This is a genomic window from Aeromicrobium sp. S22 (assembly GCF_009661045.1).
Lineage (GTDB): Bacteria > Actinomycetota > Actinomycetes > Propionibacteriales > Nocardioidaceae > Aeromicrobium > Aeromicrobium yanjiei.
On the sequence record NZ_WJWV01000002.1, the window covers coordinates 368,104 to 390,750 of the forward strand.

Here is a 22,647-nt window from a genome sequence, read left to right on the forward strand (position 1 = left end):
AGTGTGCCGTTATTGATTCCGCCGGTTCAACGAAGGACAGCCTTAGTGGGACTCCACCGCACCGGCCGGCAGCACCGCGGCGTCGGCCGCGCGGGTGCCGGCGTCCCAGCCCCGGGCGTCGAGCTGGCGGCGGCGCGATCCGGTCGTCAGGTGTGGGAACAGCCGGTCGACGTGCGCGGAGACGGCCTCGGCCTGGCGCTCCAGGACCGGCACGAGCGCCTGGCCGTAGCTCGCCTCCGCCTCGTGCGTGGCCGTGGTGAGGCGCTCGCCGATGCGGACCGCGAACGCGTGCAGGAACGCGCGGCGGAAGGCCGCGCCCGACACGTGGACCTGGGTCATCGACCGGGTCGCCTGCACGAGCAGGGAGGTGAACAGCAGGTCGACCTGCTCGACGTCGGCCGACAGGCCGATCAGTGTCACGCACGCCGAGAAGTCGTTCCAGACCGCGCGGACCCGGTTGGCCTCGGCCACGACGTGGAGCAGCGTCGCCTTCTCCAGCGCGTAGGGCTGGTCGATCAGCACCCGCACGCCGCCGACGTCGAAGGACTCCCCCACGTCGGCCGCGAGCAGCGCCTCGTCGATCGAGTGGCGGGTCATCAGGTCCTGCGCCTTGGCCGTGAACGCCTCGGCCTCGGCCGCGAACTCGGTCGACTCCGCCTTGGCCAGCAGCGAGCGGACCTTCGACAGCATCTTGGTGCGCTGCTCGGTGGGCCGGGGCGAGGCGGACGCCGCGGGGCTGCTCCTGCTCCAGCGCGACGGCGGGGGCATGAGCAGCTGCGAGGTGGGCAGCACGCGCAGCAGGTCGAGCGTGACCAGAGCGTCGAGCCACTGCTCCACGCTCGCACCGCCGCCGCTCGGCAGCAGGTCGGCCGGCTCGTGCCGGCTGCCCGCGCGTTGCTCGAGCGTACGGAGCTGGTCCGTCCACGCCGGCGGAGCGGCCTCGCGGGTCGGACAGCGACGTGCCTCGACGAGGACTGCGCGGGTCACCCACCGGGCGGCCCCCTTGGAGCCGCGCCGGTGGACGACGTGCACCAGGTCGGCCGGCTGCCAGCCGTGCTCCCAGGCCCCCGCGATGCGCGCGAGCACGTCGTCGACGACCAGGGCGGCCGGGTCGTCCGCGCGATCCGTCGCCGTCGCCGACAGCTCGTTGAGCACCGCGATCCGGGGCCTCGCGGCGGACGGGGCGGCGACGGCGAACCGGCACGCGACGTCGATCAGCGCCTCGACGTCGTCCGGAGCCGTCGACCGCCCCACGACTCGTCGCCGGGCGTCACGGCGCTGCCTGCTGCTGCTTCCCATGCGCCCATCCTTGCAACGGGCGCCGACACCGCGGTCTACGGCTTCGTGGTGCCCTGCAGCAGCTCGATCAGCGCGGCCGCGGCCGGCGCGGACGACGCGGGGTTCTGCCCGGTGATGAGCAGGCCGTCGCGCACGACGTACGGCCCCCAGTCGTCACCCTTGGAGTAGTGGGCGCCCTTCTCCTTGAGCATGTCCTCGACGAGGAAGGGGACGACGTCGGTCAGACCGACACCCTCCTCCTCGGTGTTGGTGAACCCGGTGACGTCCTTGCCCTCGACCAGCGGGGCTCCGGACGGCGTCGTGACGTCGCGCAGCACACCGGGCGCGTGGCACACCAGCGCGACCGGCTTGTCCGCGGCGATGGCGCCCTCGATGATCGCCTTCGAGGCCGGGTCGCCCGCGAGGTCCCACAGCGGGCCGTGACCGCCGGCGTAGAAGACCGCGTCGAACGCCGTCGGGTCGACGCTGTCGAGCCGCACGGTCGAGGCCAGGGCCGCCTTTGCGTCGGGGTCCGCCTCGAACCGCCGGGTGTCGTCGGTCTGGGCGTCGGGCTCGTTGCTCTTGGGGTCCAGCGGCGGCTGACCGCCCTCCGGGGACGCGAGCGTCACCTCGATGCCGGCCTTCGTGAGCTCGTAATAGGGGGCGGCAAGCTCCTCGAGCCAGAAGCCGGTCTTGTTGCCGGTGTCGCCGAGCTTGTCGTGCGAGGTGAGAACGATGAGGACCTTCACTGCCAACTCCTTGTTCGGGGACCTCTTTCGTACCCCCTTGCGCCACGTCCGACCCATGCCGAACGTCACGTCGCGCCCTACAGTCGTCCCATGGCGAGCGACGCGGTCGAGATCGAGGCGGGTGGACGGTCGGTCCGGGTGTCGAGCCCGACCCGGGTGATCTTCGAGGCGACCGACGTCTCGCCCGAGGTCACGAAGGTCATGGTCGCCGAGTACTACGTCGCGGTCGCCGACGGCCTGATGCGCGCCCTGCGGGACCGGCCGGTCGCACTGGAGCGTTGGCCCAAGGGCGTGCGCGAGGGCATGGTCATGTCGACCCGGGCGGACAGCCACGGCGACGCGTTCTACCAGAAGCGGATGATGCGCGGCGCTCCTTCGTACGTCGAGAGCACGCAGGTGCTGTTCCCGTCCGGCCGTCCCGCGGACGAGATGTGCATGACGGAGATCGCGGTCGCGGCCTGGGCGGCGCACATGGGGGCGATCACGTTCCACCCGTGGCCGACCCGCCGCATCGACAACGACCGGCCCGACGAGCTGCGCATCGATCTCGATCCGTTCGGCGCCGCGACGTTCGCGGACGCCGTGCGAGTCGCCGCGGTCGCCCGCGACCTGTTCGCCGAGCTGGGCATCCGCGCATTCGCCAAGACCAGCGGCAAGCGCGGCGTCCACATCTACGCGCGCGTCGCCCCGTCCTGGACGTTCACCGACGTACGCCATGCCGCGATCGCGTTCGCCCGCGAGCTCGGGCGCCGCACGGACGGCGTGACGACCGCGTGGTGGAAGGAGGAACGCGGCGACAACATCTTCGTGGACTTCAACCAGAACTGCCGCGACCGCACGATCGCCTCCGCGTACAGCCTGCGGCCCGCCCCGGGTGCGACGGTCTCCATGCCGGTGACCTGGGACGAGCTCGCGGCCCTCGACGGCCCGCAGGCGTTCACGCTGCACACCGTCCCGGACAAGCTCGCGGCCGACGGCGACGCGTGGGCCGAGATCGACGACGTCCACCACTCGCTCGAGCCGCTCCTGGAGCTCTGGGCCGCCGACCCGGTCGAGATGCCCTATCCCCCGGAGTACCCGAAGATGCCGGGCGAGCCGAAGCGGGTGCAGCCGAGCAAGGCCAAGAAGGCGTAGCCCGCGCGCTCGGCGTGAGACGTGGGCCACACGGAGCGATTTCGGGACGTTTGTCTAAAGTGGCTCTCGTGGACATCACGCCCTCGCGGATCGATCTCGGCCGCCTGCTCGATCGTCCGGGGGACGACTTCACGGACGAGGACTCCGAGCAGCTGCGTCAGGACTTCACCAGGTTCATGATGCGCTACAAGTTCGGCATGGAGGAGATCGTCACCAAGCTCTCGATCCTGCGGGACGAGTTCGCCCACCTGCACGACGCCAACCCCATCGAGAACATCTCGTCGCGGCTCAAGAACCCCGACAGCATGCTGGAGAAGATGGGCCGCAAGGGGTGCGAGCCGACCTTCGACTCGATCACCGAGAAGATCACCGACATCGCCGGAGTCCGGGTCACGTGCAGCTTCGTCTCGGACGTCTATCACGTGTTCGAGCTGCTCACGAGCCAGTCGGACGTCAACGTGGTCGACATCCGCGACTACATCACCACTCCGAAGCCGAACGGCTATCGCAGCCTGCACGCCCTCATCGAGGTGCCGGTGTTCATGAGCAACGGTGAGGTGCCGGTGCTGGTCGAGGTGCAGATGCGGACCATCGCGATGGACTTCTGGGCCAGCCTCGAGCACAAGATCCACTACAAGTACCGCGAGGACGTCCCCCAGTCGCTGCTCGACGGGCTCAAGCAGGCCGCCGACACCGCGACCGAGCTCGACGTGACGATGGAGCGGCTCCACACCGAGGTCAAGACGGCCGGGGCGCTGCCCCTCGAGCTGCGCCGCGAGCTGCAGCAGGGCTCGGACGTCGTCCCCGACGAGGCCTTCGTCGAGCGCCTCCGCAACCTCGACTCCTGACCGGACCGGGCCGGAGCCCCCGGCGTCAGGTGAGGACGGCACCGAGGTCGTACTTCGCGACCTCCTCGAGCTGGTCGTACGTGCAGCTGGTCGGCTCGCGGTCGGGGCGCCAGCGCTTGAACTGAGCCGTGTGGCGGAAGCGGTCGCCCTCCATGTGCTCGTAGCCGACCTCGGCGACCAGGTCGGGCCGCAGGGTCACGAACGACAGGTCCTTGGTGCCGGACCAGCGGCTCTGCCCGCCCGGGAGCCGCGAGGACGCCTGCGCGTCCGGGTCCTGCCACGCGCCCCACGGGTGGTCGGAGCTGTCCACCACGAGCGGGGCGAGCTCCTCGACGAGCTCGGCGCGGCGAGCCTCGGTGAACGACGCCGCGACGCCGACGTGCTGCAGCTGGCCGTCGGCGGCGTAGAGGCCGAGCAGCATCGATCCCAGCAGCGGCCGCTCGGCGGTGGACGTCTTGTGCAGGCGATAGCCCGCGACGACCACGTCGGCGGTGCGGGCGTGCTTGATCTTCAGCATCTGCCGGCCGTTCGGCGCGTACGCCTTGGCGAGCGGCTTGGCCACCACGCCGTCGAGCCCGGCGCCCTCGAAGATGCCGAACCACTCCTGCGCCACCGCCGCATCCGTCGTCGTCCGGGTCACGTGGACCGGCGCGGACGCCGGCGCGAGCGCCTCCTCGAGCCGCGCCCGCCGCTCCGAGAACGGCGCGTCCATCAACGACTCGTCCCCGAGCGCCAGCAGGTCGAACGCGACGAACGAAGCCGGCGTCTCCTTCGCGAGCATCTCGACCCGGGACGCCGCCGGGTGGATCCGCTGGGACAGCGCGTCGAAGTCCAGCCGGCCGTCGATCGCCAGGAAGATCTCGCCGTCGAGCACGCAACGATCGGGCGTCTCGCGCAGGATCGCCTCGACGACGTCGGGGAAGTAGCGGGTCAGCTCCTTGGTGGAGCGGCTCGCCAGTGCGACCTCGTCCCCGTCGCGGAAGACCAGGCAGCGGAACCCGTCCCACTTGGGCTCGTACGACAGGCCACCGTCGACCGAGTCCGCGGCCGGCACACCCTTGACCGACTTGGCGAGCATCGGACGGACCGGCGGCATGACGGGGAGATCCATGCAGCACAGCCTAAGCACCGAGACAGAGGAGCGCAGCGACGAGCGTCGAGGTGGACAGAGGAGCGCAGCGACGAGCGGCGAGGTGGCCAGAGGAGCGCAGCGACGAGCGTCGCAGACGCGACACCTACACTGTGGGGGTGTCAGAGTCGGCTAGTGAGACCCCCGCCGTCGAAGTCGTCGACCTCGTGATGTGCTACGGATCGGTCACCGCGGTCAACGGCCTCAGCCTCACGGTCGCGCCCGGCACGGTCACCGCAATCCTCGGCCCCAACGGCGCCGGCAAGACCACCACGATCGAGACGTGCGAGGGATTCCGGTCCCCCCACAGCGGCACGGTCCGCGTCCTCGGCCTCGACCCAATCGCCCAGGCGCACCTCCTGCGCCCCCGGGTCGGCGTGATGCTGCAGTCCGGTGGCGCGTGGTCCGGCGCCCGGTCGCACGAGATGCTGCGCCACATGGCGTCGCTGCACGCGCACCCGCTCGACGTCGACCTCCTCATCGAACGCCTCGGCATGGGCTCCTACGGCACGACGCCCTACCGCCGGCTCTCCGGCGGTCAGCAGCAGCGCCTCAGCCTGGCCATGGCGATCGTCGGTCGTCCCGAGCTGTTGTTCCTGGACGAGCCGACCGCCGGGCTCGACCCCGCCGCCCGTCGCTCGACGTGGGAGCTCATCTCCGAATTGCGCTCGAGCGGCGTCACCACCGTCCTGACGACCCACTTCATGGACGAGGCCGAGGCGCTGTCCGATCTCATCCACATCGTCGACGCGGGACAGGTCATCGCGTCGGGCACCCCCGCTGCGCTGGCCGCCTCGGGTGCCAAGAACACCGTGCGCTTCACCGCGCGGCCCGGTCTCGACCTCGAGAGCCTCATGCTCGCCCTCCCCCACGACACCAAGGTCGACGAGATCTCGGCCGGTTCGTACGTCATCGTGGGCGAGGTCGACCCCGCGCTGCTCGCGACCCTCACGGCCTGGTGCGCGTCCCACGGGATCCTCACCCAGTCACTGCTCGTCGAGCGCCAGACCCTCGAGGACAGATTCCTCGAGCTCACCGGGAAGGCCCTGCGATGAGCAGCCCGTCCACGCTCGATCTCAGCCCCCGCCCCGGCGCGGCTCCCCGCGCTGCGATGCTGCGGGCGCAGACGATGATGGAGCTGCGCCTCCAGGGGCGCAACGCCGAGCAGGTGCTGCTGACCATGGTCATCCCGCTCGTGCTGCTCGTGCTGGGCGCGAAGGCCAGCGGGGTCGTCGATCTCGGCCCCGGCCGGACGATCGACATCATCACGCCCGGCATCCTCGCGCTCGCCGTCCTGTCCACCTCGTTCACGTCGCTTGCGATCGCGACCGGCTTCGAGCGTCGTTACGGCATCATCAAGCGGCTCGGCGCCTCTCCCCTGCCCCGGTGGGGGCTGCTGTTCGGCAAGATCGGCGCCGTCGTGATCGTCGAGGTCGTCCAGCTGTCGGTGCTGTCCGGCGTGGGCTTCGCGCTGGGCTGGGAGCCGCACGGCGGGGTCAAGGCCCTGGTCGAGATGGTGGGCCTGATCGTGCTGGGCACCGCAGCGTTCGGCTCGCTCGGCCTGCTCATCGCGGGCACGCTGCGGGCCGAGGCGACCCTGGCGGTCGCCAACCTCGTGTACGTCCTGCTGCTCGTGGGCGGCGGGCTGATCGTGCCGCTGAGCCGCTATCCCGAGCCGGCCCGGCACGTGCTGGAGCTGCTGCCGTCCGGCGCGCTCGGCCAGGGACTGCGCGACACCTTCGCCGGCAACGGCCCGACCGCTTTCTCGGTGGTCGTACTTTTGATATGGACCGTGTGCGCAAGCCTCATGGTCTCGAGAACGTTCAAGTGGGAGTGAGCTGATGGCACCGACTCTGGGTCTGCGCGACCCTGACCGCACGATCGTCGAGCGATGGGCGTGGGCCACCGTGGTGGCCAACAGCATCATCATCTTGACCGGTGGCCTGGTCCGACTGACCGGTTCGGGCCTCGGCTGCCCGACGTGGCCCAAGTGCACCGACGAGTCGTTCGTCCCCCACCGTGAGCTCGGCATGCACGGCCTCATCGAGTTCGGCAACCGGTTGCTCACGTACGTCCTCATCGCCGTCGTGGTCGCCACGTTCGTGGCGGTGTGGCGCTGGTCCGGTACGAACCGTCGCATGCGCCAGCTCGCCGCACTCATCGCCCTCGGCGTGCCCTTCCAGGGCGTCATCGGCGGCATCACGGTGCTGACCGACCTCAACCCGTGGATCGTGTCGCTGCACCTGCTGCTCTCGATGGTGCTCGTCTCCGCCTCGATCCTGCTGCTCTTCCGGGTCCGCGGCGAGGGCCGCGTCGGCACCCGTCGCCCGATCATCGTGCTGACCTACGTCGTCTCCTGGGTCGTGGTCTATCTCGGCACGGTCGTCACGGGCAGCGGTCCGCACGCCGGCGACGACGAGTCCCCGCGCAACCTGCTCGACCCGCGCCTCATGAGCCACGTCCACGCCTGGGGCGTGTACCTCCTGGTCGCCCTGACGCTCCTGGTGATCTGGAAGGAGTCCGGGCGGGTACGCACGGCGGCCATCGTGCTGCTGGGTGTCGAGCTGGCCCAGGGCCTCATCGGCTTCGTGCAGTACTTCAACGACCTGCCCATCACGCTCGTCGCAGCCCACCTGATCGGCGCCGCGGTGCTCATGGCGGCGGCGACCGCGCTGTTGCTGACACCCGACCACGCACCCCGGCGCATCGCCGAGCCGAGCCGCGACACCTCGCGGGTCTGACCGCGATGGACGATCTCGAGCTTGCGACCGCTCTCGTGAGCGAGGCCGGCGCACTGGCCGCCCTGATGCGCGCCGACGGCCTCTCCGCGGAGCAGAAGACCTCGGTGAGCGACGTCGTGACCGCGGCCGACCGCGCGGCGGAGGATCTCGTCACCTCGACCCTGGAGCGTCTGCGCCCCGCCGACGGGCTGCTTGGCGAGGAGGGTGCCCAGCACGACGGGACGTCCGGGCGCCGCTGGGTCATCGATCCGGTCGATGGCACCTACAACTTCTTCTCGGGGCTGGCCTACTGGTGCAGCGCCCTCGCCCTCGAGGACGCCGACGGCACGGTGCTGGGGGCGGTGCACCAGCCCGTCACTGGCGAGACGTGGCTCGGAGGACGCGACCACCCAACGACCCTCGACGGCGTGCCCGTCGCACCGCTGGCCGACCGGCCGCTGTCCGAGTGCAGCCTCGCGACGTACGTCCACCCGTCCACGCTGGCCGACCCCGACGTCCGCGAGGTGTGGCTCGCACTGGTGCAGGCCTCCGCGACACCCCGCGTCCTCGGCTCCGGTTCGTGCGACCTGGCCGGTGTCGCGGGCGGACGCGTCGGCGTTTGGGCCCAGCACTCGTGCCCCGACTGGGACTGGCTCCCGGGACAGGCGCTCGTCCGCGCTGCCGGCGGACGCGCCGAGGTCGTTGAGCACCGCGGCCACCGCTGGCACGTGGCCGGCAACCCGCAGGCGGTCGCAGAGCTGCTCGACGTTCTCCGCCGGGCCTGAGGCCCTCCTGGGCTCCTCGGCCGACCACCACTGGTCTGCCTCCCCACCGCCTCCCGATCAACTTTCCACCTGTCCTCGGCCTGCCCCCGCCGTCGTGCTCTCGTGCTCTGCGAACTCGCGAAGGTCTGGGCGTCGGCGCTGTCGGGCGGATCTGAGACGCGCCGACACGAACACCCTTCGGCGATGGCGAACATGGTCACGACTCGACTATTGCTCAGGAACAACGCGGCGAACGCCAACCACATCGCCGACACTGGTCAGATTCACAGTGCTTGCCGCACGTCGAGACGGCGCCGGAAATCGCAGGATGTCGCTCCCGCTCGACGTTGGCTCCTCCGGGGCCCATCGACCTCGAAATGCGCAGCAATACGCAGGCATTCACTCAGAATGGGCGTGTCCCGCAGGGTGCGGCTTTCCGCCCACTTAGACGCAGGTGCCCACCGCCCGGATTGCCGCGTCTGGTCAGGGCGCTTTGGACTGCCCGGACCGTTAATATCCATTTGGGAATTCGACGGAGTTCCGCCTGCAGCGTGCAGCAGGCCTTAGCGTGAGCGAATGAAGACCGTCATCTATCTCACAGGACCTCCTGGCATTGGCAAGACCACGCTGGCCGGAGGATTGGAGCGCCTAGCCGGAGCTGAGGTAATTAGTTACGGAAGCCTCCTAACCAAGACTCACAAGGTCATCGACCAGGCGGATCTAAGGCGGCAGTCGGCCCAGGTGATCACGCCTAGTTCTGTGCAAGACATAGACCGTGCCATGGCTGAACGAGTGGCCCAGAGTGTTCGGTCTGTCGTGGTAATCGACTCTCATGCCCTGACTCGCGAGAGGTATGGGTTTCGTGCAATTCCATATGACGTCGCCACCCTAAGATCTCTCGGTCTCACGACTGTCGTCTGTCTATTCGCCGACCCAGCCACCGTTGGGCGACGTCACGACGTCGACAGAGCTGGTAGGCGAGAAGGAACACCATTCCATCTTTCGACCCACATGGATCTGCAGGCCTCACTAGCGCTGACATACAGCCACACTGCAGGTGTTCCTGTGCACTTCATAGACGCAACTGACACACCTGAAGAGGTCCTTCGGCTCACGATCGGTGCTTGTGGTCTTCGCAGCAGTTAGGAAGAGCGCGCCTCGCGACGAGGGGTCTACTGAAATCGCAACATCATGACCTCCTGTCACCTACGATCGAAGGGCGCTAACCTTCGCGAGGGCAGCCAACCTCAGCAGTCGCGGCGCGATAAGGGTGACTGATCGGAGAAGATCGTGAGCGACATCGATCTGCGGGCTGCAATCAATGCAGTCTCGGATGTAGTTCAAAACCGTCCCCCGCCGCTCCGCGAATTCGACCAGATTTATATGAAAACAGGCGACATGGTCATGCAGAGCGAATTCGTATCCCGTTGGGCCGACTCCAAGCGTCTGGCCTTCGTCGGTGACGGGGATGCAATCAGCGTTTGCGTCGCGCACATGCATTCACAAGGGATCCTGGAGACCACGCCTTCCGAGATTGTTGTATTCGACTTCGACGAGCGCATGGTGAACTCGGTGAATCGCTTTGCAGAAGCGCATGAGATTCCTTGGCTGAGCGCTCAGCTCTACAATTGCCTCGACCCATTGCCTCCGGTCGAAACCTTTGACTACTTCTATACAAACCCGCCTTGGGGTGCGAGTAACCAAGGATCCAGCGTTCACCTATTCATGCGTCGTGGGTTTGAGCTCACCAACTACCGGGGCGACGGCGTCATCGTCATCGGTGATGACGCGGAGCTGGAGTGGACTAAAGAGGTGCTACAAAGTTGCCAATCTTATGGACTAGCGGCTAACTACTACGTGAGTCGCATGATGCCGCAACTACACTCCTACCACCTTGACGACGCCCCCTTGTTGAGGTCGTGCAACCTCATTTTTTCGCCGCTTTCTAACGGAACTCCTGCCAGCACTAGCACGGCCGTCGATCCCGTTGACCTTGATCACTTCTATGGGAGCGGACTCAGTCCTGAGGTCCGCTACGTTCGCGACACCAAGCTGCGCGATCCCAGCCACGCGTCATCCTCCGACTATCGCTTTGACAGATTTTGAGAGGGTCTAGGCATGCAATTTGAAACTGGTGATCGCCTTCTTTACATGAAGGTCGGAGTCCACGCCCAAGAGACTTTAGAGGACATAATCGAGCGTAAACAGCGGGAGATCGAGGCGGAGGGCTGGGCCATGTGGGGCTACGGCGGCAATACGTGCCACCCCTACAGCATGGTTCAACCTTTCGTCGCGGGCGGGAGCGGCCCGATCTACTTGGCGATGCAGCCGATGAAGTCGAAGCACAGCGCGACGCCGGTTCGCGCGTCGGAGTATTCGCCCAACGGAGTCGACTGGGAGACTATCCCGCCAGGGATCGATGTGCTCGGCTCACGAATGGCGTTGTGCATTGACACGCTCGAGCAGGTCGAGACCGAACTCGATCTCGGTACTACACGTGTTGCCGTAGGTCCTAGTAAGGGCCGCAGCGGGATCGATTACATCGGGCATCGAGTGGACAAGGCGTGCTTCGAGGTGGGAGCACCACGGATGGACGCCAGCCGCCCTGTGAAGATCGAACTTGCAGCACGGCTTCGCGCGCCGTACGCGGTCCTCGTCAGGGACTAGCAAGAGTCAGCGTGTCTCCCGGAAACATGACAATCGGAGCGGATGCTCTCTGGTCACGGATGTAACTCTCCAAACTCTTAGGCTCAAAAGTAGAGTCGATCGTCGGGTCCGTGCATTTGAAGCAAACGTAAACCGCGGTATCGGCGGCGCGGTCCGCGCAGACCGAAGCTCGCAATTCAAGGACGTCAAGGCTGGTGGCCAACTGCCGCACTGCCTGCTCGAAAGACGCCACGCGCCCCGCAATTGAGGCAAGTTCGTGAACATCACTCATCAGTTGCTCGACGGCCACAACGGCTCGCTTGTCGCCAGTTAAGACGATCGCTTCCCCTCGCATGATCGCTATTGCGACGAGTTGGCTTTCCCCGCCATCAAGTTCGAGTCCGCGCGCGATAGCGTTCTCTTCCATCTCGGCGGACAACCTCAGTTCATCGTCGGTGGGCTCGACTTCGATGAACCTAGGAAGAGCCTCGCGCCAAGCCGAAACTCGATGGTCACCGATATCGCCCCGTCTTGCCAGACGATCCAGCCTCTTACCAACAACGAATCGCGCCGCTCCTAGAATCCCGGACTCGTGCGGGCAGCCGTCTGCACAGTCAATGTGGTCCAAGGCGTCGACGACCCCATAGCGCGCCGTTTTCAGAAGGACATCGTTGTCAATGACAATTTCAAGCACGATCGTTCTCCAATCCGAGTATCAGACGGAGATACTGGCTCGACTCTTGGGAGAGTCGTTCCCAGTCGAGTTGACTTTCCGCCAGTGCATTCAACTCGGTCGAGACCTGAGTGCGGCCCTGTCCCAATGCCCGTAGCGCGAGCGCAACAACATCCCAGGACCCCGAGGACCGGCCGTACCCCAGGACCACGGCGCCCGGGTCGATCCGCAGCTCATCGCCGAGTCGCCCCGCTTCCCTTGCCAGCTCGCGGGGGCTCGCGCTGGGCACGCCGAACACTTCGAAATCCGGCTGCCCAGTAAGCAGAGTCAGCGCGAACTCGTTCGCGGCCTGTTCTTCGCTGTCCTCAAGGGCTTCTGTATCGAGACCTTCCATGTCGATGACAGCGGGTCCGTCGTTCAAGTGATTCAGGACTATGTGTCCGAGTTCGTGTGCAAGGGTGAAGGCCACCCTCGATGGCGAGGTCGACTCGTGACCAAGCAGGATGGCGAACGTTCCCTGGTGCGATACAGACATGGCATGCATGCGCTTCGCCGAGAGTGGAAACTTCTTTAGCTGAGCGACGGGAATCCCGAATGCCCAGCACATGGTCACGAGTGATGCGAGGTTTACTGTCTCGGAGCCAGCCAGGATTGCTCGACGGAGCTCGGCAGCGCTTGACACGTGCACTGGCTCAGCCACGGTCGCCTTTATCGTGGCACGCCCGACCACCTGACCAAATGAGGTAATGGCTGCAATGTCGTTCTCACTCAGCGTCTGCTCGAGGTTCTTGAACTTTGCGACGTCGTGCCATACAAACCGCGGCTGGTCTTCGATCAACGATGATGGTGAGAGCCCAAGTCGCCGAGCAACCGTGTAGCTCAGTTCGGCCGTTGCTGACAGGGAGGACGCTGCCTCATCGGACCACCAGTTAGGCCACGCCGCGTTAACGACGTCCTGTGACAGTCCAAGTTGACGCAGCTTCATACGCAGCTGGTCGGCGGGAAGAACCATGTTCTGAATTGAGCTCCGTTCGCGGTCGCGATACGACACCGAGTGGGTTGCGCCATCCGCTACGGTGGCTTCGTGCAGACGTTGAGCCCGCTAGTGAGGACGGCCCTCATTGTCGCGTAACGATACTGCAGTGTCAGGGCTCCCGGAACTATTCTGCTGGACGAAGTACGGCTCTGAAGCGGGTGAGCCTGCGGAACGAATCCTTGAACGCAAGGAACACGAGCGAGCCGCAAACGGCGGAACCTTCCTTTGGGGAATTGGCAACAGTCTGAGGCCGTCCATCGTTGACCTGCTTGCTCGGACTAGAGAGCCGACGGTGTGTTTCTCACCGATGCGTAGTCAGCCTGCGGCCATCGATGTGAACCCGACCGCCCTATCAATCTGGCACGCTGGAATCGGCCTTGACGGGATGACCTATCAAGTGCCGGAGCACTCGGTCGTGACGAGCAGATCTGGTACGGGGCCGAGGGGTGAACGCCACTTCGCGTTGGTATGTTCGAGCGCTCACCCCGTGGCAGCTGATGCAAGCGGCCCTAGCCTCGCACTTGGTGAACTCCAGAATCTGCGCACCGGATCGCCCCTCGGCACGTCGCAGGTCACTTCTGTCGTCCGATACCAGCGACGAGAATCGGACCTCAGTCGAAATTACTCGGTGAGGTTTGTGGCACGGCTCGCCCCGCCGTACTTCGTGGTCCTGACGGATCGATCTGAGGTCCCTGCTGATGTCCGTGCGCGAGCCGATGCTGATCCCGAAAGCGCCTGGGGAAAGTTGCTCGCGTTCAAACGACACGCGTCGTCCGTGTGTAACTCACTTCCCTTCTGATACCCGCTGGCCCGACCCGCACTAGGCTTGGCCATCGCGTGTGGGTCTGCAAGACAAATGGGCCACGGTTCGCTCCGTGGGTGTACGCGGCCGCCCATCGTCGTTCGCTGAGCGCGCCCCTTATTCCTGGTTGATACAACACCGCCCCACCGAGATTCGTCAGCCGTCGATGCCGAGTGCCCTCTTCGTGAAGGTGAGGAGGACGGCAGGGGCCGTCCCCGTCGTCATCTTGCCGGCGCCTCGCGAACGTTTGTTGTAGTTCGCTGAGCGACGGAAGGGGCTGTCACGACTGGCGATCTCAATCCGCACCGCGCTCGAACCCCTCAATGTGTGGTCGCTCCCGCGCCTCCATGTGTTGATGTGGTCAGACCCGGGAGGGAAAGACCTTCTTCGCAGGATGGCCTGATTTCGATACGACGTGTCGTTCTTCGGTGACGTAGTGCGTGGCCAAGCCTGCAACTCGCAACGCACCTATTCAGAGGTGGGCCGGAACGGCCACACGAACCAGACAAGCCCACCCAAGAACGCCAAGCCGAAGGCAGCGCCGAACCAATCGCGCCCGATGATGTCCCCGGAGAGGAGCACCACGGCGCGGACAAGCAGAGCGACGAGAACCAAGACGCTCAAGCAACGAGTCACGACAGCCATCCGGACACCCTAATTGCCAATCGCGTCCTCAGATCGCATCTGCGTCAACCCCCCCCCGCCTTTGACCCAGGACCACCCTCCTGCACCCGTTCGCCACGGTGAACCATCCATCAGGCTTAGGATCGGGACAATCTGTCCCGATACAGTGCGGCTGACCGCGGTGTACGGCCGTCCCGAAGGAGTCACATGACCGCGCCTGCTGACTGGTATCCCAGTCCGTACGAAGGCGAGGTTGGCCTCCTGCGTTACTGGGACGGCACCTCGTGGACATCGCACACGCATGACCCCGCGGCAGTCCAAGCGTCAGAGACGCCCGGGGATGAGGCTCCCCTAGTAACGGAACCCTCGCTGGAGCAGCACGTCGATGATTCAGCGCAAGAGGACGTTCTCGAAGAAGATCAGGGTGCAAGTGGCGGCGCTCATGGTGCGCCGTCCAGATCCGACCAGGGATCACCGGCAGCGGACGCCGTCGCCACAGGCGTCAACACCGCCGTTGGCCACGCTCCCGCGGCGTTTGGTCACGTGCCGGCGGCCGACCGGAAGATCACAGCTTTCAATGCGAAGAAGGTTGCCGAGGCGCTCGCCGACGAGGTGGGCGCCTTGCGATCCCGGTTGGCGCAGCAGGACCAGGTCCTGGCCGAGTACGGAATTGCTGACGTCGCGGAGCGCGCGCGGCGCGCAGATGACCTGTCCTCACGTGTTGCGGGACTGCAACGACAGCTGTCCGAACTCGACAGCCAGTTGCGCGTTGCCCGCCAAGGACTCGTCGATGCCGGCGAGCAGGCGACACTGGAGGAGGCGGGCCTGTTCCGCTACGTGCACCCGGCCCAGACGTCGGCACAGTTGCAGGGCCAGTTGGAGGCCCTGCGTGACCAGATAAAAGCCATGGTCAAGGCGAAGTCTGCGGTCAGGGCCACCTCGGCGTTCACCTTCAACAACTCGACAGCACAGGGCGCGAAGTTCGTGCGAAACATGTCGACGATCATGCTGCGTGCCTACAACGCTGAGGCCGAGAACGGGATCAAGTCGACAAAAGCCGGGAACTTGGCAGCGGCCCAGAAGCGTCTCGGAATGGTCAAGGATCAGATCGCAAAACAGGGATCAATGATCGACCTGAAAATCGATGACCGCTACCACGGGCTGCGCTTGAAGGAGCAGGAGCTCGCCGCAGCGCACCTCCAACGCCTAGCGGAGGAGCGTGAGATGGAGCGAGAGCGCAAGGCGGAGCTCCGCGAGCAGAAGCGGGTCGAAGCAGAAATGAAGGCCGAGAAGGATCGCCTGGAAAAGGAGCGGAACCACTATCTGAACTCGATCGCCGCGCTGGCCAGCAAGGGCGACACCGAGGGCATGGCCAGGCTCCAGGAGAAGTTGGCTGACGTGGACCGGGCCATCGAGGACGTGGACTACAGGGCGGCTAACATCCGCGCCGGCTACGTCTACGTGATCTCGAACGTCGGTTCCCTGGGTGAGGGAACGGTAAAGATCGGCATGACTCGCCGCCTTGAGCCGATGGATCGGGTCAAGGAACTAGGTGACGCGTCGGTGCCCTTCACATTCGACGTGCATGCGCTGTTCTTCTCTGACGACGCGGTAGGAGTGGAGGCGATGCTGCACCGGACGTTCGCGGAGGAACGAGTGAACAAAGTCAACCTGCGGCGGGAGTTCTTCCGGGTGAAGCCCGAGCAGGTGCTGGACGTGCTCAAGGCGCACGATGTTGAAGTCCTGGAATTCGATGTCGAGGCAGCCGCGGATGAGTTCCGCACCAGCTGGCCCGGCGGGCTGGAGTCAGTTCCGTCCCAGGCTTCCGCGATGCCTGCGCTGGGGTGACCCACCTGCTGCCAGACGAAGCGACCCGACATGGCTGTGGCTAGTGCGGCGGCTATCGCTGATAGCGCTGCGATTACTGCGATCCAAGTTCCATGAAGCGCCCCTACGCACGTAGGCCGACATTTGAGACGCTTCAACAGGCCCGCCACTCCACCGTTTTTTTTCGTTGTAACTGAGGCTGACTGGTGTCCCGCGATGTGCGAGAGGCAATTCAGATCAGCCTCCAGCACCCGCTATTCGAGGCCGTAAAGATCGCGTGCGGAACCGGCGGATACTAGGCGGCTGATTGGCCCCATAAGCCCAGAGTCCGGATCCAGCGGAATGTACGTCGGAGGGCGCGGCCCAGTTCTACATGCGGCCCGCGGTCCGGAATGTTCCGCCGGGCCAACGCAAACCAGGATCGCAACGTCATGATCGGGCCCCCCCGCCGCCGAGTACGGCAGAATCAGCGGCATGAGCCAGGGCGCCGAACGTACGTTCACGTTGCTCTCCTCGGCCCCGGCCAGCCCGTTCACCCCGGTCGCTGCGCTCGTGCTCGCGCTATTGGCCAACGGAACCGCGATCAGCCTCCAGCGAGAACCGGAAAGCGGCGTCCTATGGGTATCGGTGAACCTCGTGATCCTGGCCGTTCCTCTGGTCACGATCGGCAACAGCTTTCACCGACTGATCTCGATGCCATCTCGTCTGGCCCACTGGAGCCAGCTGGGTTCGTTCACGCTAGTCATGCTGGTCTTGTCTTCTGCATTCCTGGGGCCTTTGACGCTCGGCATCGTTCGCTGGGCAACCATCGTCATCGGCGTTCCCTGGATGTTGATGCTTTGGTTGACCCTGCGCGAGCTGGCTCGGCTCATTCGGAGCCACCGGGCGTCTGCCGACGGCAACACAACCGCCTCCGATACTGCAATCTGCACCACTCCCTCAACGGGGGCCTGACGTCGACGCCCCGGACGGCGCGTCGGCGGCAGATGCGCTCAATCAGGGACGAATAATCGCTCGCGCTCTGGCGAGGCCTGTGTCCGTGGCGCGGGTCGAAGAAGCGCGATGGCCGCCTGGTCGGCAGCGACTCCCCGCGACTCGGGCGCGTACGTAAGCGATCGCATATCGCCCGACGATGTCGTCGCGACGCTGCTAGTGTCCGAACAGTGCTGCGCGCATTATTCCGGCCGATCAAGCCCAGAGAACGGCCAGTCCTGTGGACGATCATGGTGGTTCCCTGGATCGTGTGGGCCATTCTCGTGCCAGACGACTGGTCGGTTCTCCACGCAGCCGTCGTCGCTGCCCTTGCGTTGGTGGTGTGGCTAGTGGTCTTTGCTTTGATCGCGGCATGGGACGACCGGCGGCGTGAACGCGCGGCATCGTCTTCTCGTTGACCGGAGGTTCCGCGGAGTTGCGTCTCTCTCCCCCGAAAGTGCTACGAACGACCCCAGATCGGGGGCCGCGACTGATTCCTCGCCGCTCGGCCGGCGGTCTCTGAACACGTTGGTCCCCAATGGCGAAACGCCCTGCGCTCGCGTAGAAGAGAGTGTCGGTGGCGACCTCTAGGTTTGAGGTATGGCCACGACGACAGCTTCGATGACAGAGCAGCTGTCGGACGCCGTGCGGTGGCAGGCCCGGGCCGAGGCATACACGATCCTGACGATGCTGGGCTGCCGGGACGTGGAGATGGCTCGCACCGCGCTGATCGAGTCGCCGCTTCGACGCAAGATCGAGCGCTCCGCGATCGCGTTGACGATCGGCGAGGCCACCGGGATGTCGGAGTCACAGATCCAGCTGCGGCTGTCGATCGCTGACCGCGCGCGGGAGAAGACCCCGCAGGTGTGGGATGCGTTCGTCGAGGGGCTGATCGACTTCTCCCGGGTCCGTGATATCAGCGCGACGATCGAGAAGCTGCACCGTCCCGAGTCGATCGCCCGGCTCGACAATCGGGTCATCGCCTACGCCACTGAGCACACCGGGGCCGAGCTGCAGCAATGGCTGCGCCGGTTCGTCCAGCGGGTCGAGGCCGACCTCGCCACCGAACGGGCCGACGCCGAGCGCGCCAACCGGCACGTGTCGGTAACCCATGGGGACGACTCCATGTCCTGGCTCAACGCCTACCTGCCTTCTCATCAAGCAGCCGCCATAGAGGCTCGTCTCCGCAAAGAGGCCCGCAAGGCTGCCGATCCGGACGACGACCGCACCGTCGCTCAGCGTGAGGCCGACCTGCTGGTCGGCTGGTGCGCCAGCTCCAAGGCCACCGCCTCGGCGATCGACGCGAACATCGCCGTGACCGTCGGAGCCGACGTCCTCGCTGGTGCGGCTTCCGGGTTCGCGGAGTCCACCGACGGCGGCTGGGCCGTTCCCGCACCCTGGCTGGCAGACGTGATCGCCACCGGCAGCACCTTTTGGCACCGGATCGTGGTCGACCCCGTCACCGACGACGTCCTTTCACACGAATACGTGGGCCGGTTCGCACCGGACTCCCTCGCTCTGGCGCTTCGGTTCCTCCACGGTGTGTGTCAGGCGCCGGGGTGCAGGGTGCCGTCAGAACGGTGCGACCTCGACCACCGGATACCGCACCCAGTTGGCCCCACCAACGGCGACAACATGGGACCCCTGTGTCGAAGACATCACAATCTCAAGGGACACGGACTCCTGAACTGGTCCACCAGTCCACCGAAGCCGCCACCCGCTGAGCCGATCGTCATCGAGCTCTACCTACCCGTACCCCCCATCGCAATGGAGTACGTCGCCGCCTGAGCGACGTCAGCGGCGCGGCGTCGTGGCCTGCAGGACCGCCTCCGACAATGCCTCGGTGCGCAGGTGGGTGATGCGCTGGTAGTCCGGGTCCGCGACCATCGCGCTGAACGCGGCGCGGGTCGGATACTCCACCAGCAGCACTGCGTCCCAGTCGAAGCCGTCGGGAGCGACCAGCGCGGTCGAGGTGTCGCCGATGTAGACCACGCGGGCGCCGACCTTCTGCAGGTGCGGGCCGATCTCGCGGGCGTACTGGTCGTAGAACTGGCGACCGTCCGGCGCGAACCGCAGGAGGTTCAGCATCACGACCGGGCCGCCCTCGTCCTCGGCGAGATAGCGCTTCAGGTCGTTGCCGGTCGGGTCCACGCTCATGCTGTCTCCTCGGTGCTGCGCTCGTCGCTGGGACGCCCATCGTGCCTGAACCAGCGGTCAGCCTCGCAGGCTGACACGCTGACCACCTACGGTTCGTCTGTGCCCACCCTCACCGCGTCCCGATCCAGCCTCGCGCCGGTCCTCGGCGTCCACGTCGCCCTCGCCGTCGCCGGTGCCGTCGTGCTCTCGCTGGACGCCCCCGCGAAGGGTTGGGGCGTCCTGGTCACGGTCGTCGTATACGTCTTCGCCCTGCGGGCAGCGTGCCGGCGTGCGGGTGCCCGCGATCTCGAGGCGCTCGCCTCGTTCCTGGTGGCGGTCTCGGTGTTCCAGCTGCTGCCCGACTGGGTGCTGGCCGACCTGATCGGCACGCTGCGGTTCCCCGACACCGGCGGGGTGCGCGTCGACGACGTCATCCCGCTGGCGATGGCCGGCATGTGGGTGGCTCCCCTGTTCGCTGCGGTCGCCCTGAGCGGAGGACGACCCGCCGTCGCCGCGGTGCTGGCCACCGCGATCTTCTTCGGCGCCGAGCTGGCCGCGCCGGGGCTCGGCCTGTGGGAGCCCACCGGCGACACGCACCGGTTCGCGGGCGTCGCGGTGTACGTGCTGCCGGCTGAGGCTGCGCTGGGGTGGGCCACCGCGGTGGCGTTCCGCGCGACCCGCCGCCTCGACCTCGTCCACCGCGTGGCGGCGGCGCTCGCGGTGTCCACGTTCTACCTCGGCGCGCTCGTGCTCTCGCACTTCCTGATCGACGTCGCCGGCTGGCGCCTCACCGCTTGAGGGCGAACCAGCGGTCGGCCTCGATCGCATAGACCCACCGGCGGCCGGGCCACTCCGTGAGCGACCAGAGCTGGCGCCGCTGCGGGAGCCAGGTGATGTCCTCCGGACCCGTCGGCAGGACGCCGCGGTGACGGGTGAACCGTCCCGGTCGGCCGATCCACAGATCTCCGGGCAGGCCCTCGCCGTTGCTCGAGGTGAGCACCCAGCGTCCGTCCGCGACGACCGCGCCCTGCATGCGGGCCACCTGGCGCTCGTGCATGTCGGTGGGCTGGGCACGTCCGCGCCTGTCGCTGCGCAGCAGGCCCGTGGCACCGTCGATCGCATAGCTGATGAGCCGGTGGCTGCCGCCCTTGCGGCCGTACTCCCCCGCCACGAGATGGTCGTCGCCGACGCCGCCGCGGTCCAGGGAGAGGAAGGAGTACGTCATCGGCCCGGCGTCGCCGTCGTGCTCCGCGGCGTAGACGGTCCGCTGGGGCAGGACGTAGCGGTAGCCGCCGGTGCGCAGGCGGTTGCGGACCCGCACGACGTCGTCGAGCCGGAAGACGCGCAGACCCGCCGAGCTGCCGGCAACGAACAGGTGGTCGCCGTACCAGACGATGCCGCCCGCGTGGACCCTCACGCGGCGCAGCCGGTGCAGCGGCCCCAGCCGGCGCGGCTCGACCAGCAGCACGTGGCGGTAGCGGGGCGGCTCGTCGTCGTGCCAGTCGATCACCGAGATGCGCGCGCCGAGCCGACGACCGATGCGCCCGTGCCCGTACCAGCTCGCGAGCACCACGTCGTGCCCCTCGTACGTGCCGCCGCTCGGCTCAGGTCCGTAGGCGTCCGCGGAGGTCGTGATCCCCTGGGGGAACCACCGCTGGGTGTCCTCGTCGGTGCGCTGCCAGGCCATCCCGTACGCCGCGGCCTCGGCCGGCACGTCGACGTGGCGTCCGCTCCGGTTGAGGTCGGCGAGCACCCCGCGCAGCCCGACCCGGCGGGCCCGCCGCAGCCACGCCACGGTCGCGCTCCCGGCCGAGGGCTGCACCAACCGGTGCGGCAGCGCACGACGCACCATGCGCCGGCAGCCCTCGTCGTCGACGCCGTCCAGCAGCACGAAGCCCGCGGCCTCGTACGTCGCGACGGCCGCGGTGTTGCCGTCGATCACGCGCAACGACAGCTCGCGGCCTGCGGCCCATCGCACGACCGCCGAGACGAGCTCGGCGCCCACCCCACGTCCGCGGACCTCGGGGGCGACCCACATCGAGGTGAGGGAGGCGGTCTCCCCGGCAAGCTGGCCGGCGACCATCCCGACCGGCCGCTCGTCCTCGTACGCGATGAAGCACGGGCCGTCAGCGACGCGTCCGCGCCAGCGCTCCTCGGTGTCATCGTCACCGGTCCACATCGTGGTGGACGCGGAGAACGCGGCACGGTCCTCGCTCAGCGAGCGGCCGCGCAGGGCACGCCAGACGGCCCAGTCGTCGGGCCCCAGCTGCCGGATCACCGGCGCCCTAGCGCAGGAAGGGATCGATCGCGGCGGCGACGAACAGCAGCGCGAGATAGGCGTTGCTGTAGTGGAACAGTCGCATCGGCTTGATGACCGACAGCTCCTCGGTGTCCTGAGCGCGGGACTTCAGGTCGTACGCCTCGACGATGAACACGATGCCGAGCACGATCGCGACCGCGGGGTAGAACCAGCCGGTCGCGAGCGGCCACAGCAGCAGCGAGGTGCCGACCATGACCCACGTGTAGATCACGATCTGGCGGGCCACCTCGGCCGATCCGACGACCGACGGCAGCATCGGGATGCTGGCCGCGGAGTAGTCCTCGCGGTAGCGCATCGCGAGCGACCAGAAGTGCGGCGGCGTCCAGAAGAAGATCACCAGGAAGAGCACGAACGGCGCGAGCGCCAGCTCGTTGGTCACGGCGGTCCAGCCGATCACTGCCGGGAAGCAGCCGGCCGCTCCGCCCCAGACGATGTTCTGGGTGGTGCGGCGCTTGAGGATCATGGTGTAGCCGACGACGTAGAACACGTTGGCCGCGAGCGCGAGGCCAGCCGACAGCCAGTTGACCCAGAAGCCCAGCATCGCGGTCGACACGACACCGAGCACGAGGCCGAAGATCAGCGCGTTGCGGGTCGGGATCTGGTGGCGGGCCAGCGGACGGCGCGACGTGCGCCGCATGAGCTGGTCGACGTCGGCGTCCACGACGCAGTTGAGCGCGTTGGCACTGCCCGCGGACAGCGCACCGCCGACGAACGTCGCGAGCACGAGCCAGAGCGAGGGCACGCCCTGCTCGGCCAGGAACATCACCGGCACGGTGGTCAGGAGCAGGAGCTCGATGATCCGCGGCTTGGTCAGTGCGACGTAGCCCTTGACGACATCGCTGAACTGCGGCGATGTGGGTACGTCAGCATGGCTGGCGGAGTTCACATCTACGGCAGTCACGTGCATCAGTCTAATGGACGCGAGTAGGCTCGGCGTGACGGGCTTCGACGCCTGTCTTCCAAGTCTCACGAACGACGATCAGGAGCCA

At 66.8% G+C, this 22,647-nt stretch carries 21 protein-coding genes; 13 read left to right on the forward strand and 8 right to left on the reverse strand.

What is annotated here, in order from left to right; translation table 11 throughout:
• Nucleotides 1-42 precede the first annotated feature (42 nt).
• Nucleotides 43-1,299: a DUF2786 domain-containing protein gene (locus GEV27_RS10485; RefSeq protein WP_153934219.1), complete on the reverse strand. Its 1,257-nt coding sequence runs from the start codon at nucleotides 1,297-1,299 to the stop codon at nucleotides 43-45.
• A gap of 35 nt (nucleotides 1,300-1,334) precedes the next feature.
• Nucleotides 1,335-2,027: a type 1 glutamine amidotransferase domain-containing protein gene (locus GEV27_RS10490; protein WP_309222168.1), complete on the reverse strand. Its 693-nt coding sequence runs from the start codon at nucleotides 2,025-2,027 to the stop codon at nucleotides 1,335-1,337.
• A gap of 90 nt (nucleotides 2,028-2,117) precedes the next feature.
• On the opposite strand from GEV27_RS10490, the gene GEV27_RS10495 reads away from it, so the two are divergent.
• The gene (locus GEV27_RS10495) at nucleotides 2,118-3,161 is read left to right on the forward strand and encodes a DNA polymerase domain-containing protein (protein ID WP_153934220.1); all 1,044 of its coding nucleotides are present in this window, start codon (nucleotides 2,118-2,120) and stop codon (nucleotides 3,159-3,161) included.
• Between the two features lie 68 nt (nucleotides 3,162-3,229).
• Complete coding sequence (locus tag GEV27_RS10500) at nucleotides 3,230-4,009, forward strand: GTP pyrophosphokinase family protein (RefSeq protein WP_309222169.1); 780 nt, start codon at nucleotides 3,230-3,232, stop codon at nucleotides 4,007-4,009.
• A 25-nt stretch (nucleotides 4,010-4,034) separates the two neighbouring features.
• Here GEV27_RS10500 and GEV27_RS10505 read toward each other — a convergent pair whose 3' ends face one another.
• Nucleotides 4,035-5,120, reverse strand: a complete 1,086-nt coding sequence (locus GEV27_RS10505; RefSeq protein ID WP_153934221.1) for an ATP-dependent DNA ligase — start codon at nucleotides 5,118-5,120, stop codon at nucleotides 4,035-4,037.
• 137 nt (nucleotides 5,121-5,257) lie between these two features.
• Here GEV27_RS10505 and GEV27_RS10510 point away from each other — a divergent pair, with 137 nt between their 5' ends.
• The 7 genes from GEV27_RS10510 (at nucleotide 5,258) to GEV27_RS10540 (ending at nucleotide 11,289) form a co-directional block, all read left to right on the forward strand.
• The gene (locus GEV27_RS10510) at nucleotides 5,258-6,193 is read left to right on the forward strand and encodes an ABC transporter ATP-binding protein (protein ID WP_309222170.1); all 936 of its coding nucleotides are present in this window, start codon (nucleotides 5,258-5,260) and stop codon (nucleotides 6,191-6,193) included.
• Nucleotides 6,190-6,975 carry an ABC transporter permease gene (locus GEV27_RS10515; protein WP_153934222.1) on the forward strand — a complete coding sequence of 262 codons (786 nt, stop codon included), beginning with the start codon at nucleotides 6,190-6,192 and terminating at the stop codon, nucleotides 6,973-6,975. Before GEV27_RS10510 ends, GEV27_RS10515 begins: the two co-directional genes overlap by 4 nt.
• A 4-nt stretch (nucleotides 6,976-6,979) precedes the next feature.
• A complete protein-coding gene (locus GEV27_RS10520) occupies nucleotides 6,980-7,879 on the forward strand; it encodes a heme A synthase (RefSeq protein ID WP_153934223.1) in 900 nt (299 codons plus the stop codon).
• 5 nt (nucleotides 7,880-7,884) lie between these two features.
• A complete protein-coding gene (locus tag GEV27_RS10525) occupies nucleotides 7,885-8,643 on the forward strand; it encodes an inositol monophosphatase (protein WP_153934224.1) in 759 nt (252 codons plus the stop codon).
• 555 nt (nucleotides 8,644-9,198) lie between these two features.
• Nucleotides 9,199-9,768 carry an ATP-binding protein gene (locus GEV27_RS18315; RefSeq protein WP_153934225.1) on the forward strand — a complete coding sequence of 190 codons (570 nt, stop codon included), beginning with the start codon at nucleotides 9,199-9,201 and terminating at the stop codon, nucleotides 9,766-9,768.
• Nucleotides 9,769-9,912: 144 nt separating this feature from the next.
• On the forward strand, nucleotides 9,913-10,728 hold the full coding sequence (locus tag GEV27_RS10535) for a bis-aminopropyl spermidine synthase family protein (protein WP_309222171.1): 816 nt from the start codon (nucleotides 9,913-9,915) through the stop codon (nucleotides 10,726-10,728).
• A gap of 12 nt (nucleotides 10,729-10,740) precedes the next feature.
• The gene (locus tag GEV27_RS10540) at nucleotides 10,741-11,289 is read left to right on the forward strand and encodes a hypothetical protein (protein ID WP_153934226.1); all 549 of its coding nucleotides are present in this window, start codon (nucleotides 10,741-10,743) and stop codon (nucleotides 11,287-11,289) included.
• Here GEV27_RS10540 and GEV27_RS10545 read toward each other — a convergent pair.
• Nucleotides 11,279-11,962 (reverse strand): hypothetical protein, encoded by a 684-nt coding sequence (locus tag GEV27_RS10545; RefSeq protein ID WP_153934227.1) that lies wholly within the window; start codon nucleotides 11,960-11,962, stop codon nucleotides 11,279-11,281. The genes GEV27_RS10540 and GEV27_RS10545 overlap by 11 nt on opposite strands.
• Entirely contained in the window at nucleotides 11,955-12,953 is a 999-nt protein-coding gene (locus tag GEV27_RS10550) for an ImmA/IrrE family metallo-endopeptidase (protein WP_153934228.1), read from the reverse strand. The genes GEV27_RS10545 and GEV27_RS10550 overlap by 8 nt, the downstream gene beginning before the upstream one ends.
• A 1,657-nt stretch (nucleotides 12,954-14,610) precedes the next feature.
• Between GEV27_RS10550 and GEV27_RS10555 the strand changes: the two genes are divergently transcribed.
• From GEV27_RS10555 to GEV27_RS10565, 3 genes are all read left to right on the forward strand, one after another.
• Complete coding sequence (locus GEV27_RS10555) at nucleotides 14,611-16,251, forward strand: DUF4041 domain-containing protein (protein ID WP_153934229.1); 1,641 nt, start codon at nucleotides 14,611-14,613, stop codon at nucleotides 16,249-16,251.
• A 453-nt stretch (nucleotides 16,252-16,704) separates the two neighbouring features.
• Nucleotides 16,705-17,184: a hypothetical protein gene (locus tag GEV27_RS10560; RefSeq protein WP_153934230.1), complete on the forward strand. Its 480-nt coding sequence runs from the start codon at nucleotides 16,705-16,707 to the stop codon at nucleotides 17,182-17,184.
• Nucleotides 17,185-17,823: 639 nt separating this feature from the next.
• On the forward strand, nucleotides 17,824-18,990 hold the full coding sequence (locus GEV27_RS10565; protein ID WP_228765149.1) for an HNH endonuclease signature motif containing protein: 1,167 nt from the start codon (nucleotides 17,824-17,826) through the stop codon (nucleotides 18,988-18,990).
• Nucleotides 18,991-18,996: 6 nt separating this feature from the next.
• Here GEV27_RS10565 and GEV27_RS10570 read toward each other — a convergent pair whose 3' ends face one another.
• Nucleotides 18,997-19,359, reverse strand: a complete 363-nt coding sequence (locus GEV27_RS10570) for a DUF1330 domain-containing protein (protein WP_153934232.1) — start codon at nucleotides 19,357-19,359, stop codon at nucleotides 18,997-18,999.
• Nucleotides 19,360-19,458: 99 nt separating this feature from the next.
• Here GEV27_RS10570 and GEV27_RS10575 point away from each other — a divergent pair, with 99 nt between their 5' ends.
• Nucleotides 19,459-20,136, forward strand: a complete 678-nt coding sequence (locus GEV27_RS10575) for a DUF6989 domain-containing protein (RefSeq protein ID WP_153934233.1) — start codon at nucleotides 19,459-19,461, stop codon at nucleotides 20,134-20,136.
• On the opposite strand, the gene GEV27_RS10580 is transcribed toward GEV27_RS10575, so the two are convergent.
• Both GEV27_RS10580 and GEV27_RS10585 read right to left on the reverse strand, forming a co-directional pair.
• Nucleotides 20,126-21,616 (reverse strand): GNAT family N-acetyltransferase, encoded by a 1,491-nt coding sequence (locus tag GEV27_RS10580; protein ID WP_153934234.1) that lies wholly within the window; start codon nucleotides 21,614-21,616, stop codon nucleotides 20,126-20,128. The two genes, GEV27_RS10575 and GEV27_RS10580, sit on opposite strands and share 11 nt — an antisense overlap.
• A gap of 7 nt (nucleotides 21,617-21,623) precedes the next feature.
• On the reverse strand, nucleotides 21,624-22,565 hold the full coding sequence (locus GEV27_RS10585) for a heme o synthase (protein WP_153652569.1): 942 nt from the start codon (nucleotides 22,563-22,565) through the stop codon (nucleotides 21,624-21,626).
• Between the last annotated feature and the right edge of the window lie 82 nt (nucleotides 22,566-22,647).

Coding starts and splice junctions, on each gene's coding strand:
- GEV27_RS18315 (WP_153934225.1), top strand. CDS start 9,199: ATGAAGACCGTCATCTATCTCACAGGACCTCCTGGCATTGGCAAGACC.
- GEV27_RS10555 (WP_153934229.1), top strand. CDS start 14,611: ATGACCGCGCCTGCTGACTGGTATCCCAGTCCGTACGAAGGCGAGGTT.
- GEV27_RS10540 (WP_153934226.1), top strand. CDS start 10,741: ATGCAATTTGAAACTGGTGATCGCCTTCTTTACATGAAGGTCGGAGTC.
- GEV27_RS10585 (WP_153652569.1), bottom strand. CDS start 22,565: ATGCACGTGACTGCCGTAGATGTGAACTCCGCCAGCCATGCTGACGTA.
- GEV27_RS10515 (WP_153934222.1), top strand. CDS start 6,190: ATGAGCAGCCCGTCCACGCTCGATCTCAGCCCCCGCCCCGGCGCGGCT.
- GEV27_RS10560 (WP_153934230.1), top strand. CDS start 16,705: ATGAGCCAGGGCGCCGAACGTACGTTCACGTTGCTCTCCTCGGCCCCG.
- GEV27_RS10485 (WP_153934219.1), bottom strand. CDS start 1,299: ATGGGAAGCAGCAGCAGGCAGCGCCGTGACGCCCGGCGACGAGTCGTG.
- GEV27_RS10505 (WP_153934221.1), bottom strand. CDS start 5,120: ATGGATCTCCCCGTCATGCCGCCGGTCCGTCCGATGCTCGCCAAGTCG.
- GEV27_RS10565 (WP_228765149.1), top strand. CDS start 17,824: ATGACAGAGCAGCTGTCGGACGCCGTGCGGTGGCAGGCCCGGGCCGAG.
- GEV27_RS10570 (WP_153934232.1), bottom strand. CDS start 19,359: ATGAGCGTGGACCCGACCGGCAACGACCTGAAGCGCTATCTCGCCGAG.
- GEV27_RS10550 (WP_153934228.1), bottom strand. CDS start 12,953: ATGGTTCTTCCCGCCGACCAGCTGCGTATGAAGCTGCGTCAACTTGGA.
- GEV27_RS10525 (WP_153934224.1), top strand. CDS start 7,885: ATGGACGATCTCGAGCTTGCGACCGCTCTCGTGAGCGAGGCCGGCGCA.
- GEV27_RS10495 (WP_153934220.1), top strand. CDS start 2,118: ATGGCGAGCGACGCGGTCGAGATCGAGGCGGGTGGACGGTCGGTCCGG.
- GEV27_RS10520 (WP_153934223.1), top strand. CDS start 6,980: ATGGCACCGACTCTGGGTCTGCGCGACCCTGACCGCACGATCGTCGAG.